The sequence below is a fragment of the Pseudomonas imrae genome (genome assembly GCF_046352735.2).
Taxonomy (GTDB): Bacteria; Pseudomonadota; Gammaproteobacteria; order Pseudomonadales; family Pseudomonadaceae; genus Aquipseudomonas; species Aquipseudomonas imrae.
The window spans coordinates 964,271-977,905 of record NZ_CP110853.2 but is presented as its reverse complement, the minus strand read 5'-3'; the positions used below and the strand labels follow the sequence as shown (position 1 = coordinate 977,905).

Genomic DNA, 13,635 nt, shown 5'->3' with positions numbered 1-13,635 from the left:
TATGTCCGCCAGAAAGTTACACGATCGGCGCCCCAACACCCCTCACTCGCTGATCCGCCAGGTCAAGCGTCAAGTCATGGCTCGGCAGCATGCCCAGACGATCGTCCAGCGTCATCCTCAAGGGCTTGTCCGCATCTACCCCATACTCAAGCTCGGCACTCAGCCGTTTTTGGGAATGGCTAAGTCCGGCGCTGCTCGAGAACCCTATGTTGGTCATTGGCGGGAACGACATGGCGTGGGACTGGCTGGCGGTATAACTGAGACTCAGGCTTTTGATCCGCAGGTTTTCGCGGTTGCTCAGTGCTTGCTCGATCAGTTGTGTCTGGGGTTCACCCTCAAGGCACTTGCGCTCGATAATGCGCAGCACTTGCGGCTTGAGCTCCAGGCCGATGCTCATCGAGGTGCCTTCACCGCTCTTCAACTGGTCGAGCACTTGGGCAAACTGCGGAGCGTCCTTGAGCCATTGCACGATTGCAGCCTTGTTGGCCGGCGCAACATCATCCAGCCAGGTATGTCGTTCATCATCCTGCAAGCCAACCCGCGTGACTGTCGCTTCGACCGAGGCTAACTGACGCAACTGGTTCTGCTCCAGATAGTGCTGGTGAGCCAGGTTATCCAATGATTGGCCGATGGCCTGATACGCCTGCGACTTTGTCGGCAGTGGCGAATGGGTCGCAAAAAACTGCTGCAGCTTGGTCAGTTGTTCACCCGGCGGAAGACCAGGTAGTTCAAGGGCAGCCAAATCCGTCCTGGTCGTCGGGGAGTACCGAGACAATCGGCGCACGATGTCATCAATTTTCGACTGATCCACAGGTTCAGGTTGCTTGAAAGAGAAACTGAAGTTGCAAGACTGTGTGCGATCAAATCTCACCATGACCGAAACTTCTGGCAGGGCAAATGCAGCAACGGCGGGGCCGCCCTCCTGCCCGCTACCCAGCGTCACCATGTTCAGGGGTGCGGCGTTAAAGCCTATGCCACCCTGTCGCAAAAATTGCGCATTCGCCGCCCCCCCCTTGTCGGTAGCCGTTGCGCTGCGGCTGGTTGTCTGGCCTTTGTCCAAATGAACCAGATTGACGTTGGCGATAGGCCCGATGCCCGCACGAAGCACTGAAGCCAGCTCGGGGATATTTTCTTGTGGATTGTAGTTAAGCCGCAGTTGTGCAAGCACGTCCAGATTGAGATCGACGTTGGTTTTGGTGCTTTCACCCGTGACATGCTTTGCCCCCAGATCCAACAGATCAAGGGCATTGCCCTGCTCTGCCGTAAGGATCGCCATCATCTTGGCAAAGTCGGCTTCTTCTACATCGAAACTGACGGATGAGCCGTTGGTCCTTGCCACCGCAGCCGTCAGTTCCGCCCCCACCCTCAGGCTAGGGCCCACCGCCGCTGTACCGCGTCCAAGGGTTAACCCCGAAGCGAGCGAAGTCGCCACCCGGCGGGTGTCGTCCATGCTGATTTCAACCCTGGCTCCTTTATCGGTGCGGCTGATACTGACGCCGTTGGCATGAGACTTGGAAGCACCGACAAAGAACTCCAGTGGCGATACTGGTTTTATCCCCGTCACCATCACCCCAAGGTTTTTCCCTTGAGTGCGACTCGGCGCCAGCTTCTGGCCGCGATCTAGTTGGCGGACCTCCTGGGTCATTGCCTCTTTGATACTTGCATCGGCCGGCAACCCGAGCACGTGCGTAAGGTGCCAATGAAGGGCGGACCCAGGGGTTCCTAGGTCCTTTGCCAACAGTTTGAAGTTTTTGTATAAGGATTCTGCCTGGCCATAACTGGCGATGTTTTGGCTGGACAGTTTATGCACCGGGCTTTGAGCATAATCCTGCATCAACGTCTTCAGGGACTGCTCCACTCTTGCCAGGGCCGATGGGCTTTGGCCACTGGCATGTTCAAGTTCGGCCACCAGCTCATTGAGTTTTTTCAGGGTGTCAGCATGATGGATCAGATCGCCCACGATCAGTGCTGAAGGGTGGCTGGTATCGCGTGTACGTTCGAGATCTTTTGCCGGAAGCAACAGAGCCTGCCCTTCAAAATTGGCAAGCAGCGCAGCTGTTGGCTTGCCCGGCGAGGGCGATACTCTTTTGAACGCTTCATACAGTTGATGCAAGGTTGAGTCGGGTTGCACGATCGCGCGGTTCAGCCTGGGCTTGGCATCAAGCACCACGCCATGCGTCTCCCCTAGACGCCGGGCGCAGGACTCACTGCTTTTTTCCACCTGTACCAGCGCGGCGCCGATTTCCTTGGCCAATGCCTGTCGCGGACCGGGCTCACTCAACGCGGCAAGACGCTGCTCCAGGTCGACAGGAGCAGGCCGTTCTAGTGAAAGCGGCCTGAGCCGTTCATGCAGACGCTTGTCGTCCGCGTAGACATTCGCCAGCCCCTGACGGCCCTTGAAGTGATGCTGAATATCCATCCCCGTTTGCTTGATCCCCTCCAGAGGATGGAAGTGCGCCTTAAACCCCTGGAAAAAACCGCGCTTGAGCCCGACACCGTCACTGGTTTGCCCCATTACATTGCTGCCGACCGACAGAGCCCCATCCAGAAACGGTGCCCTCATTTGGTTGCCAGCCATTTTTTCAGCCAGTGAAAAGCCCCGCGCCTGCGTCGAAGAGGACACCGCTCGCCACTCCAGCAGCCCATCGACGGAGGTATTCAAACTATGGAAACAATTACCCCAACCGCCAATCAGCTGTTTATCCGCGCCCATTCGTAACGAGTCCAGCCGCTGCGAATCGGGTAGCATGACCCTGGTCCAGCTCAATGCTGCATCGCTACCGCCCTGCCAGTCCTGACGTGCCAACCTGAGCAGCTCACCGCCTTGGGTGTGTGCGTAAAGATGACCATCGCCATCCAGGGCCAGCGCTTGCACAGCAACGGGCTGGGCAAACGCCAACGACTTGACCTGGCCATCCAGATGAACCTGGAACCGGTTGTTTTCATCGACAGTTACGAACTTTCGTCCATCCTCGACGGCGAACCCGGTGATTCGCGCCGGCCCGCAAGCCAAGGCCTGATCAAGCGCGGCCTGGGTACGCGGTACCGCAAACCCCGACAACAGGTAACTGGCGCCTTCATGGACCGGCGCGCAAACCTGCTGGGTCGCCACTGTCTTTAACTGGCCATCGTGCAAGGCATAGGCACGGCCATCGAGCCCGCGCTCCATCCGCTCAATACCGTCTTGTGAGGTTTCTTCCCACCTTTGCGAGCGAGCATCCCAACACAACAGGCTACCCTCGTCACACGCGACCTTGCCCCGCGGCCCGAGATCAACCGCGCCAGCGAGCGCCTGGAGGCTGGGCAAGGGCAGGCCTTTCTCAATACCCTTGACCAGCACATCGCTGAGGTTCCATTCCGGCGCCAGAGAGTTCGGCCCCGTCAATGGGCAACTATGCAGTTGTTCACGCGAGTCACGTACCAGTGCGTGGAGTTGCCCCTCATCTGTATGGAAAAATCCTTCAACGCTGACCGCCCCTTTCAGCGACCGCTCCAGTGACTCAACAGGCTGCCAGGCCATCGGCAGTACACCGTCCCGAGCCTGGCTACGCTGGCCCTGGAACAGTTCGCCATAAGCGTTGCACCCATAAAGCGTATCGCCTGCCAGTCCTATGCGCGTGAGCGCCAAGGGTTTTCCGGCCTCATCCACCGGGCTCAAGGACTGCTCGCCAGCGCCCAGCAAATGCAAGACTGAAGCGCCTTGGACGTGACTCAGGGACGCCGATTTTTTGCCTTCGACGCTGCTATCTGCCACACCCACTGGAATTTTCAGCAACTGCCCCTGCGCAGTCAGGCCAATACGGCTGAGCGCACGCTTTTCAACATCTGGAAGCCAACTGTTGGTCTGTGACTCAAAACGAAACAAGCGCCCTTTGGCCAGCCGGAACTGCTCGCCGTCAACCGTGGTTTGCACATGGCTGATCTGCCCAAGGTGAGCTCTGCCCGGGTTGTCGGGAGGTGGCGCAGGCGCGCTGCCTGGTGCCGCGGCGCGACTACTGTTGATCACCGCCGCCACAGCGGGCGTGGACTGGATATGAAGCACCTGGTGCTGATCAGATTTGATACGTAGTGTGTTCGCAGCAACTGCGTGGCTATCGCAGACGTAGTGCTCATTCGCCTGGTTGAGATGACGCGCGATATCTCGACCCACTACTGTGGCGTCAGCCTGTACTCGCCCTTGCACCAGCTTGGCACCCAACAACATCGAGGTCGGGTGCAGCGATTCAAAGCGCGTCAATTCGATGGGAGGCTCTGCACTGTGATTTTTCGATAACGTACTTGAAAAACCTCGTTGAATAAGTTCGTTCGTCGTTTCTCGAGGCGGCTTCTGCGCATCCTTTGCCACAGCTTTGTCAATCGTGGTCCGCAGCGTTCTTGCCAAAATATCTAATCCCAGGTGCATAGCAACTCCAGAAATACGTCCATTGATAAAACGTAGTGATTTTCTGAAGAGCTCGGTTCCGAACCAGACCTCGACACAGCATTTCAAGAGATATGCACTTGGGCGGTTTGACGCTTTCGTTTTATTGATCAGAAATAACGAACTCTCTATCCACAACCTGCCGGCTTATCTTTGAAGCCGCGCTGTTTAGGTCGGCGCTCTCTAGCACAGGCCTCACCGACATCCAGGACGTCAACCCCTTCATTCGCCATCTGATCAGTGATGGTTGGTGAATTACCGGGCAGCTATACGACCAAGCAGATTTACGTTCGCAAACAGCAACCGGCCGATCGACACGCGGGAAGTACCAACACCGATGGATAAAGTTGACCAGTCCCGCGTGTTCGTCCGCGTCGCAGAGATGGAGAGCTTCATCAAGGCGGCCCACGTGCTCAAGCTACCCCGGGCCACTGTCTCGGCTGCTATCCAGCACCCCGACGACCTGAGTAAAGGGCATATCAGTGTTGGTTATGCTTCAGATATTTCAAGTAATGAGTCAGCGTGGGAATATCATCTGGCGGGTGTCGAGCAAGCCCTGCGATTACCCAGCAATATCATTGTCAATAACGCGGAAAACTACATTGCGTGCTGCTGTGCAGGGTTGGGATTGATCCAGGTGCCGCTGTTCGATGTACAGCACTTGATCGATTCAGGGCAGTTGGTGGAAGTTATGTCCAGGTATCGACCAGCACCGATGGACGTCTCGGCGCTGTATCCGGATCGGCGCCAGCGCTCGTTGCGCCTGGATGTGTTTATCGAGTGGTTTGAAGGGCTCATTTCGCCGTATCTCGAACAGCGACTTTCCCGCCAAAACGCCTGACCCCAGGTGCCACGCTGTATCTGCAACCCCAGGTTTACCTGTCGCGCGTCATCCCAGGAGCAACAGATCATTCTCAAAATGAACGGAGTTCACCACGTGCTTTCCTTCCAGCGCTTCAAGCCTGTTACGACCCTCTCGGTAATAGTCGCTGCCCTGACCTTGAGTGCCTGCCACAGCGCCACTGCCCCAGAGTTGCCGCCGGCTCCGGAACTGGGTTCGGGTTATCGCACCGACTTGAGCGTGCGCCACGCCGAGCGCCATATGGCTGCCGCCGCCAACCCGCTGGCGGCTGAAGCCGGACGCGACATATTGCGCCAGGGCGGTTCGGCGATTGATGCCGCCATCGCCATGCAAGCCGTGCTGACGCTGGTGGAGCCTCAATCATCCGGGATCGGCGGCGGTGCCTTTATCATGCTGTGGGACGGTAAGCAGGTGCGCGCCTATGACGGACGCGAAACCGCTCCAGCGGGGGCCACCGCAAACTTGTTCCTGAACGCCGATGGCTCCCCGATGACGTTTCCCCAGGCGCAGATCGGTGGACGCTCCGTGGCCACGCCCGGCGTACTGCGCGCATTGAAGATGGCGCACGAACAGAGCGGTAGACTGCCTTGGGCACAGCTGTTTGAACCCGCGATCCGCTTATCCGAACAAGGCTTCCGGATTTCCCCACGCCTGCACAGCCTGATCGCCGCCGACCGTTACATCAGCCAGTCGCCGGAGATGAAAGCTTACTTTCTCAACGCCGACGGCACCCCCAAAGCCGTCGGCACGCTGCTGAAAAACCCCGCATTGGCCCACCTGCTCGAACGCATCGCCAAGGAAGGCCCGGACGCTCTTTACCACGGCGCAGTTGCCGAAGAGATTGCGCGCAAGGTCCAGGGCCACCGCAACGCCGGGAGCCTGTCGCTGAGCGATCTCGCAGGTTATCGCGCCAAGGAACGTGCACCGCTGTGTACCGACTACAAACGCTGGCAAGTCTGTGGCATGCCGCCGCCGTCTTCGGGCGGAGTCGCCATTGCGCAGATCCTCGGCACCCTGCAGGCCCTGGAAGCTCGCGACCCACGCTGGGCGCTGGCACCACTCAAGCCGTTGAAGGCCGCAACGCCAGCCGGTCTGGAGCCCGCCCCTGAAGCCGTGCACATGATTGCCGAAGCCGATCGCCTGGCCTATGCTGATCGGGCCCAATTTATCGCCGACGCAGATTTCGTCCCGGTGCCGGTCGCAGGTCTCGTCGCCCCTGCTTACCTGGCGAGTCGCGCTGCCCTGATCGGCGAACGCAGCATGGGTGTCGCCAAGCCTGGCCAACCGGCAGGGATTGAAGTGGCGTATGCACCCGATCGCTCGCCCTTGCGTATTTCCACTTCCCAAGTCGTGGCGGTGGATGACCTGGGCGGCGCGGTGTCGATGACCACCACCATCGAGGCGGCGTTCGGCTCACATGTCATGGTCCAGGGCTTTTTGCTCAACAACCAGATGACCGACTTTTCCTTTATTCCCCAGGAACATGGTCAACGTGTGGCAAACCGAATCGAACCGGGTAAGCGCCCGCGCTCGTCCATGGCGCCCACCCTGGTGTTTGATCGACAGACAGGCGAGTTGCTGGCCGCAGTCGGCTCGCCTGGCGGCTCGCAGATCATCGAATACGTCAGCAAATCCCTGGTGGCCATGCTCGATTGGGGCCTCGACCCGCAAGCTGCCATCAGCCTGCCCAATTTTGGCAGCCGTAACGGCGCGACCGAGTTGGAGCAAGGGCTGTTCAGTGCGCAATTGAAGCAGGCACTCAAGGACAAGGGCCACGCCCTCAGCGAGATCGACATGACCAGCGGCACCCAAGCCATCGTCCGCGTGCGCGATGCCCGAGGCAAGGCTGCGTGGAGCGGCGGCGCGGACCCTCGACGTGAAGGGGAGGCGCTGGGGGATTGAGCAGAGCTGTGTCGATCAGCGGTTAGCCACCAGATGGGCGCCGAAGAGGACGTAGCAACCGCCGGCAAAACGATCCAGCCATTTGCGAGAACGGCTGTAGAGGCTGGTCATGCGTGCGCTGGAAAACACCAGCGCCACGCTGGTATACCAACTGAATGACAAGCTTGCCATGGTGATAACAGCCAGGGTCAATAATATCGGCGAAGGCGACGGGGGCATGGTGGAGGCGAAGATAGTTGCAACAAACAATGCCGCCTTGGGGTTGGACAGGTTACCCAGCAAGCCCAGGCGCCACGCGTAGAACAGTGAGCGTCGGGGGCCGTCGGGCACCAGGTTCTGCTCTACCTGCGGCGGCGCACGCTTGAACAGCTTCAGTCCCAGGTAGATCAGGTAACAGCCACCGATGATCTTGAACGCCAGGTACAGCATGGGTGCGGCAGTGAACAGCGATTTGATCCCCAGCCCGCCCGCCAGCCCCCATATCATGGTTCCTGTGGACACGCCCGCTGAGGTCATCACGCCATGGCGTCGCGAACAACTGGCGGCCAGCCGTGCGGTGTTGAAGAAATTCGGCCCCGGCGTTACCACCGCCACGGTCCACAACAAAGCCAGAGACGCCAGGGGCGCGGTGTAGGCCGAGTTGAAAAAGTCCATTTTTAACGTCCGAGGCGGTGTAGGAAAAGCAAGCATAGGCCAGTGTTCACGCGGCGCACAATCGTACAAGCCTGTGGCAGACAGCCGGCTCATACTCGGTTAACGTAATGCCATCCGACACTTTTCGAAAAACATCCCATGGGCAAACCCACCGCGAATATCGACTGGCTGCACCGCGCGCCACCTGCCAGTGGCCTGGAGCGCATCGAAGCGTACTTTTCCGGGTTCGGCTATGACCCTCATCGCCATGACACTTACGCCATTGGCCATACATTGCTTGGGGTGCAGAGTTTTCACTATCGCGGCAGCAAGACCCACAGCCTGCCGGGCACGACCATGGTCTTGCACCCCGACGAACTCCACGACGGCTGGGCCGGCAGTGACGAGGGCTTCAAGTACCGGATGATTTATGTGGAGCCGGCATTGATCCAACAGATTCTCGGCGGCAAGCCGTTGCCTTTTATCCACAATGGGCTGTCCAGCGATCCGCGGCTGCACCGTGCCTGCCAAGTGCTGGTACAGCGTCTCGACTGCCCGCTTGACCCATTGCTGGAACAGGACGCGCTGTTTGACCTGGCCCATGCCCTGAACAATGCGTCGGGCATCAACGTCAGCCGCAAGACCTTCGACTACCTGGCTGCCGAGCGTGCCCGAGAGTTCATCCACGGCGCCCTGAACCGCACTATCACCCTGGACGAAATGGCCGAGCACTGCGGACGTGATCGCTGGGCCTTGTCGCGGGATTTTCGGCTGCTGTTCGGCACCAGTCCCTACCGTTATCTGACCATGCGCCGCCTTGATCTGGTGCGTACCTTATTGGGCCAGGGCAGCTCGTTGGTTGACGCGGCGTTGACCGCGGGGTTTACCGATCAGAGTCATATGACCCGGCAGTTTCGCAGCACCTATGGATTGCCGCCTTCGCGCTGGGTGAAGATGCTTGGGCGCTAGGCACCCCGCCCAACTGGCCTTGCGGTGACCTGAGCCGCAACGCCAACGCCGCCCCCACCAGCGCAACCATTGCACTCCCCCACAACGCCCACTCAATCCCCTGCGCCTGGGCGCCCCCCGTCCCACTCGCGCTGTTGGCCAACGACACCAGCAACGCCAGCCCCAGCGCGCCGCCAATCTGCTGGGTGGTGGAGGCCATTCCCGCCGCCACGCCCTGCTCCCCCGACCTGACACCCAACCCCGCAGCGACCCACATCGCCGTCCACGTCATGCCCTGGCCAATGCTCAAGATGAAGATCCCCGGCAGCAACCACCAGAACCCCGCACCATTGGGCAGTGCCAGGCACATCAGGGCAATCCCCAGCGAACCGGCCAATTGGCCGCAGACTAACGTGTTGCGCAACCCGATATTGACCAGCGCGCGTTCCGCCAGCCAGATCCCCAGCGTGCACACCAGCGTCGCCGGCAAAAACGCCAACCCCGCCTGCAGCACGCTGTAGCCGTAGATCTGCTGGTAGTACAGCGCCAGAAAATAATACTGCACGCCAAAGCTGCTCATGAACACGGCAGTCAGCAGCATGGCCATGCGCAACTCGCGATAGCCCAGCAAACGCAGGGGCATCAATGGATCGCGGCCCCGATGTTCGATCCAGGCAAACAGGCCCAGCAAGGCCAGCGCCACCAGCATGCACCCCAAGGTCAGCGGCGACGTCCAGCCCCACTCGGGCCCTTGCACCAATGAAAACACCAGCAACGTGCCGCCAACGGTGACGGTCAACGCACCGCTCAGATCGAAACTGCGACCCCGTGCGCGCTCGCCGTCTACGGGGATCCAGTAGCGCGCCGCCCATGCGCAGCCACCCGCCAACGGCACATTCACCAGGAACACGGCTTCCCAGCCCCACCACTGTGTCAGCACTCCGCCCAACAAGGCACCCAGCGCCAACCCAGCCGCCGAGGCCGCGCTCCACACGGCAAAGGCACGGTTGCGCTCCGGCCCCTGCGCGTAGTGGGTATTGATCAAGGCCAGCGTCGCGGGGAACAGCAGCGCCCCGCCCACACCTTGCACCGCGCGGGCCAGCACCAGCAACAACGCGCTGCCCCCCAGCACCGCCGCCAGGGACGACAGCGCATAGAGCGCCTGGCCAAGCCGGTACATACGTCGCTTGCCGAGCAAATCCGTCGCCCTGCCGCCCAGCAGCAGAAAACCACCAAAGGCCACCGTGTAGGCGCTGACGACCCACTGCAACTGCTGGGCGTCAAAGCCAAGATGACTGCCGATCTGTGGCAAGGCGACGAACACGATGGTGGCGTCCAGGGCGATGATCAGTTGTGCGCAAGCCAAGAGCACAAGCATCCGGCTGGCGGGGCGATTCAAAGAAGTGGCGGGCATCACGGCATCCTGTCCAAAAAATAAACAGGTGCCAGTGTCTTTCATGCTCAACAGATGATAAATAGCCATACAACTCTTTCAATAATGACTTTAATCATGGATCTGAACGCCGTTCGACTCTTGGTTCGTGTCGCCCAAGCCCGCAGCTTCACCCGTGCGGCCGGTGATCTTGGCTTGACGCAATCGGGACTGTCCCGCGCCATTTCACGCCTGGAAAGCCAGTTGGGCGTGCGCCTGCTGCAACGCAACACCCGTAGCGTCAGCCTGACGCCCGACGGACAGATGTTGTATGAACGCGCCGCACCGCTGCTGGCCGAACTGGCCGAAACCGAAAAGCTGATGCTCGACCGCCGCTGCACGCCGTCCGGCCTGTTGAAAATCAGCACACCGTCGTTGTTCGGGCGCAAGGTGGTGATGCCGGTGATTGGTGAGTTGACCCTGCGTTACCCCGATCTGTGCATCGAAGCTGTGATGACCGACCGCCTGGTGGATATCGTCGACGAGGGCTTCGATGCCCTGCTGCGCACGGGCGAAATCCAGGACCAACGCGTGATCGCCAGAACGTTGAAACCATTGCGCTGGATCACGGTGGCGTCACCGGCCTACCTGGCGCGCTTTGGTACGCCACAGACCGTCGAAGACCTGAAGGATCACAGCTGCCTCACAGTGCGCAACCTGCGTAGCGCAAAGCTGGTCGACTGGCAGTTCATGCTCGACGGCAAGGTGCGCGACGTCAGTGTCGAGGGTCGGTTGATCTTTGATATTGGTGATGCACTGGTGGACGGCGCAGTCGGTGGCTTCGGCATCGCCCAGGTGATGGAGTTTGCCGTGCGCGAGGACTTGGCTGCCGGCCGCCTGGTTGCGCTGCTGGAAGACTTCGCCGGTCGCAGCCGGGCAATTTCCCTGGTGTACCCGCCGTCGCGGCAATATTCGCCAAAATTGATGGCGTTTGCCCAAGCACTTGGCCACGCGCAGTGGTAGCGCACCCTTGAATCCATCCGTCGAGTGTGAGAATAAGCACCCTGCGCTAAACCAACAGCGAGGCTATCCAAGGATGAACCTGACACTGACGCCCCCGCAGTGGGAGGACGTAAATGAGTTGCTGACGTTCGAACTGGCCAACCGCGCGTTTTTCGAGAGTTGGATCAATGCCCGACCGGACACTTACTACAGCATCGACGGTGTAACCCGAGCCATCGAGAGCGCTTTGCAGGACGCCAATGAGGACCGGGGCTACCAATACCTGGTACGCGAAAACGGTGTTCTGGTGGGGCGGATCAACTTCAGCCCGGTGCGCCGCCGGTACTATCACTCGGCATCCCTGGGCTATCGCATGGGCGCCGAGTACACCGGTCGCGGCCTGGCCCGCCAAGCCGTAGCGCTGGGCCTGGAGAAAGCCTTTGGCGAGCACGCCCTGAAACGGGTCGAAGCCACGGTGCGCCCACAAAACCAGGGCTCGTTGCGGGTGCTGCAGCGCAGCGGCTTTACCCAGTACGGTCATTCACGCAACAGCTTCCTTTTTCACAACCAATGGTTCGACCTGCTGCACTTCGAAATCCACGCACCGTGAGGCTTACGTGGACAACTGGTTGGCAAACTGTCCGACGGCGCTGACCACCTTCTGCGCACCGTCCTGAATCTCGACGATGACCGTGCCCGCCTCAGCCGCCAGGGACAATCCTTGCTCGGCCTGGGCTCGACCGTCGGTCATCAACGCCACGGCGTCGCGGGCCATGTCCTGGTTCTGACGTACCACGCCGATAATCTCCTCGGTGGCCTTGCTGGTTCGGGACGCCAGTTGCCGCACTTCATCGGCTACGACGGCGAAACCGCGCCCCTGTTCACCCGCGCGAGCCGCTTCGATGGCCGCGTTGAGCGCCAGCAGGTTGGTCTGCTCGGCAATCCCGCTGATGGTTTTGACGATACTGCCGATCACCTGGGATTGAGCGTTGAGCGCTTCGATACCTTCGCCGGCCTGTTGCATGTGCCTGGCCAGGTCACGCATCACATCCACCGCTTGGGTGACGACCGCGGTACCACGCTGGGCGCTGCTGTCGGTTTGGAGCGACGTGCTGTAGGCAATGTTCGCAGCCTCGGCCACGGCCAGCTCCTGATTGATCTGATCGGTGATCACCGTGGCGAATTTGACCACTTTATACAGGCGATGGCTGGCATCCAGCACAGGGTTATAGGAGGCCTCCAACCAAACCTCGCGGCCGTGGGCGTCGATACGCTTGAAACGCCCGGCAACAAACTCACCGGCGTTCAAACGCTTCCAGAACGCCAGGTATTCGGGGCTGTTGTAATTCTGCGGCTCACAAAACAAACGGTGATGCTTGCCCTGGATCTGCGCCAGGCTGTAGCCCATGCCATTGAGAAAGCGATCATTGGCGGTCAGCACGTTGCCGTTGAGGTCGAACTCGATCACCGCCATGGAACGCACCAGGGCGCTGATCAGGTTTTCGTGGTCCCGGGAGGTCTCGATGGTGCGGGTCAGATCGCTGGAGTACACCGAAAAACACTTGATCTGCCCGTCCACGCCACGCACCGGCTGCACGATCGAGCGCAGCCAGGCCTCCTTGCCATTGCCCCGCAGCAGGCGCACGGTGCCCGCGAAGTGCTCGCCACGGCTCAATGCCTGGTTAAAGCGCTGTTGAAATTCATCATGCTTCAAGTGGGCCGGTACAAACTCATGGATGACACGGCCGAGCAAGTCGCTGGACTTATAGACCATCTCTTCGAGGAAGTTCTGGTTGACCGATACGACACGGCCCTCAGGATCAAGGTTCAGGGCAAGCATCTCACTATCAAGGCTGTGCTTGATCTGGTGGAGGCTGGACAGTTCTTCGCGAAGAGCCGACAGCTCCTGCTTCAGGCGGGTATTGAACATGAGGGCACCGGGTGGCAAGTGAGACACTGATGTCCTAACCATCAGCGCTGGCGGTTTTTTCTGAAGAGCGCGTGATCGCCTGCCTCAACTATATTTTCAACACGCTCAACTGCCGTTGTTTCGGCACTGCCCCATGACCTGATATTCGAGAGTCTTGATGTTGCCAGCAGAGTCTTCATAGGTCATGCGCGACGGCACCACCTTGCAGGCACGAATCGGCGGCGTGACGCTGACCACCCGGGCAATATCCAGCTTCATGTCATATCGATAAACCTGCACCTCTGGTGCCGGCTTGCCTCGGTTGGCGGCGTACAAGGCCATGGCTTTCTGGTTCTGCTCCATCAGTTGGGTAAAGGTGCGATCACCGCCACCTTCGGCCCTTGCGCCAAGGGACAACGATAAAATAGCGATACCCAACATTCCTGTTAAACGGTTCATAAAATGTATCCTCGTCTGATCTGAAAAACTGAAAACTCAGATTCAAGAGTAACTAATACAACCTGTCAGAAGGTTCACCAAAAGATTACGTATTCGTCAGTTTCCATTTAACCGGCAAACGGCGAGCC

At 59.6% G+C, this 13,635-nt stretch carries 10 protein-coding genes and 1 pseudogene; 6 read left to right on the top strand and 5 right to left on the bottom strand.

The features are described 5' to 3' along the window. Nucleotides 1-16: 16 nt before the first annotated feature. Nucleotides 17-4,558: an AvrE-family type 3 secretion system effector gene (locus OQ460_RS04295; RefSeq protein WP_410020646.1), complete on the bottom strand. Its 4,542-nt coding sequence runs from the start codon at nucleotides 4,556-4,558 to the stop codon at nucleotides 17-19. A gap of 35 nt (nucleotides 4,559-4,593) precedes the next feature. On the opposite strand from OQ460_RS04295, the pseudogene OQ460_RS04290 reads away from it, so the two are divergent. From OQ460_RS04290 to ggt, 3 genes and pseudogenes are all read left to right on the top strand, one after another. After that, nucleotides 4,594-4,674: pseudogene (locus OQ460_RS04290) on the top strand (short-chain dehydrogenase); the annotation flags it as partial. An 83-nt stretch (nucleotides 4,675-4,757) separates the two neighbouring features. Then, complete coding sequence (locus tag OQ460_RS04285) at nucleotides 4,758-5,261, top strand: LysR family transcriptional regulator (protein ID WP_410020645.1); 504 nt, start codon at nucleotides 4,758-4,760, stop codon at nucleotides 5,259-5,261. 78 nt (nucleotides 5,262-5,339) lie between these two features. Then, on the top strand, nucleotides 5,340-7,184 hold the full coding sequence (gene ggt / locus OQ460_RS04280) for a gamma-glutamyltransferase (protein WP_410020644.1): 1,845 nt from the start codon (nucleotides 5,340-5,342) through the stop codon (nucleotides 7,182-7,184). 15 nt (nucleotides 7,185-7,199) lie between these two features. On the opposite strand, the gene OQ460_RS04275 is transcribed toward ggt, so the two are convergent. Then, nucleotides 7,200-7,838 (bottom strand): LysE family translocator, encoded by a 639-nt coding sequence (locus OQ460_RS04275; protein WP_410020643.1) that lies wholly within the window; start codon nucleotides 7,836-7,838, stop codon nucleotides 7,200-7,202. 138 nt (nucleotides 7,839-7,976) lie between these two features. On the opposite strand from OQ460_RS04275, the gene OQ460_RS04270 reads away from it, so the two are divergent. Then, entirely contained in the window at nucleotides 7,977-8,786 is an 810-nt protein-coding gene (locus OQ460_RS04270; RefSeq protein ID WP_410020642.1) for an AraC family transcriptional regulator, read from the top strand. On the opposite strand, the gene OQ460_RS04265 is transcribed toward OQ460_RS04270, so the two are convergent. Further along, nucleotides 8,701-10,179 (bottom strand): MFS transporter, encoded by a 1,479-nt coding sequence (locus OQ460_RS04265; RefSeq protein ID WP_410020641.1) that lies wholly within the window; start codon nucleotides 10,177-10,179, stop codon nucleotides 8,701-8,703. The genes OQ460_RS04270 and OQ460_RS04265 overlap by 86 nt on opposite strands. 96 nt (nucleotides 10,180-10,275) lie before the next feature. On the opposite strand from OQ460_RS04265, the gene OQ460_RS04260 reads away from it, so the two are divergent. Together OQ460_RS04260 and OQ460_RS04255 are read left to right on the top strand one after the other, a co-directional pair. Further along, the gene (locus tag OQ460_RS04260; RefSeq protein ID WP_410020640.1) at nucleotides 10,276-11,160 is read left to right on the top strand and encodes a LysR family transcriptional regulator; all 885 of its coding nucleotides are present in this window, start codon (nucleotides 10,276-10,278) and stop codon (nucleotides 11,158-11,160) included. 73 nt (nucleotides 11,161-11,233) lie between these two features. Next, the gene (locus OQ460_RS04255; protein WP_410020639.1) at nucleotides 11,234-11,749 is read left to right on the top strand and encodes a GNAT family N-acetyltransferase; all 516 of its coding nucleotides are present in this window, start codon (nucleotides 11,234-11,236) and stop codon (nucleotides 11,747-11,749) included. 3 nt (nucleotides 11,750-11,752) lie between these two features. Here OQ460_RS04255 and OQ460_RS04250 read toward each other — a convergent pair whose 3' ends face one another. Beyond that, the gene (locus OQ460_RS04250; RefSeq protein ID WP_410020638.1) at nucleotides 11,753-13,069 is read right to left on the bottom strand and encodes a methyl-accepting chemotaxis protein; all 1,317 of its coding nucleotides are present in this window, start codon (nucleotides 13,067-13,069) and stop codon (nucleotides 11,753-11,755) included. A 105-nt stretch (nucleotides 13,070-13,174) separates the two neighbouring features. Further along, nucleotides 13,175-13,507 carry a DUF2790 domain-containing protein gene (locus OQ460_RS04245; RefSeq protein ID WP_410020637.1) on the bottom strand — a complete coding sequence of 111 codons (333 nt, stop codon included), beginning with the start codon at nucleotides 13,505-13,507 and terminating at the stop codon, nucleotides 13,175-13,177. Nucleotides 13,508-13,635 lie beyond the last annotated feature (128 nt).

Coding starts and splice junctions, on each gene's coding strand:
- OQ460_RS04285 (WP_410020645.1), top strand. CDS start 4,758: ATGGATAAAGTTGACCAGTCCCGCGTGTTCGTCCGCGTCGCAGAGATG.
- ggt (WP_410020644.1), top strand. CDS start 5,340: ATGAACGGAGTTCACCACGTGCTTTCCTTCCAGCGCTTCAAGCCTGTT.
- OQ460_RS04275 (WP_410020643.1), bottom strand. CDS start 7,838: ATGGACTTTTTCAACTCGGCCTACACCGCGCCCCTGGCGTCTCTGGCT.
- OQ460_RS04270 (WP_410020642.1), top strand. CDS start 7,977: ATGGGCAAACCCACCGCGAATATCGACTGGCTGCACCGCGCGCCACCT.
- OQ460_RS04265 (WP_410020641.1), bottom strand. CDS start 10,179: ATGCCCGCCACTTCTTTGAATCGCCCCGCCAGCCGGATGCTTGTGCTC.
- OQ460_RS04260 (WP_410020640.1), top strand. CDS start 10,276: ATGGATCTGAACGCCGTTCGACTCTTGGTTCGTGTCGCCCAAGCCCGC.
- OQ460_RS04255 (WP_410020639.1), top strand. CDS start 11,234: ATGAACCTGACACTGACGCCCCCGCAGTGGGAGGACGTAAATGAGTTG.
- OQ460_RS04250 (WP_410020638.1), bottom strand. CDS start 13,069: ATGTTCAATACCCGCCTGAAGCAGGAGCTGTCGGCTCTTCGCGAAGAA.
- OQ460_RS04245 (WP_410020637.1), bottom strand. CDS start 13,507: ATGAACCGTTTAACAGGAATGTTGGGTATCGCTATTTTATCGTTGTCC.